Raw genomic sequence first — 647 nt, forward strand, 5'->3', positions numbered from 1 at the left:
GTCGGAAGCCATAGAGGAACCTTTCACTTCCAGGCCTTCGTCGGCGGCTTTAATCCCGGCGATTTTGGCGGAGTAAACGCGGCTCATCTGGCCTGCGCCAATACCGATGGTCATATTGCCTTTGGCATAAACGATGGCGTTGGATTTAACGAACTTGGCGACCTTCCAGCAGAACAGCGCATCACGCAGCTCTTGCCCGGTCGGCTGGCGCTTGGTCACCACGCGCAGTTCACCTTCGCTCACCATACCGAGGTCACGATCCTGAACCAGCAGGCCGCCGTTAACGCGTTTGAAGTCCAGACCCGGCACACGCTGTGCCCACTGGCCGCAGGTCAGAACACGAACGTTCTGTTTGGCAGCGGTGATCTTCAGTGCGTCTTCGGTAGCCGATGGGGCGATGATCACTTCCACGAACTGGCGGGAGATGATCGCCTGCGCGGTTTCGGCATCCAGCTCGCGGTTAAAGGCGATGATGCCGCCGAATGCGGAGGTCGGGTCGGTTTTGTAAGCANCGGGTTCGCGTGTTTGACGATCACACAGGCTGGCTCGTTGAATTCTTTCACGCACTCCAGTGCCGCATCGGTATCAGCGATGTTGTTGTAGGAAAGCGCTTTACCCTGAACCTGCTGCGCGGTGGCAACGGACGC

The 647-nt window shown here is 58.4% G+C and carries 1 pseudogene; it reads right to left on the reverse strand.

What is annotated here, in order from left to right:
- Positions 1-647 (reverse strand): annotated as a pseudogene (gene purH / locus FDX22_RS21095) (bifunctional phosphoribosylaminoimidazolecarboxamide formyltransferase/IMP cyclohydrolase); the annotation flags it as partial.

The sequence above is a fragment of the Citrobacter sp. TBCS-14 genome (assembly GCF_005280805.1).
GTDB classification, from domain to species: domain Bacteria; phylum Pseudomonadota; class Gammaproteobacteria; order Enterobacterales; family Enterobacteriaceae; genus Citrobacter; species Citrobacter gillenii.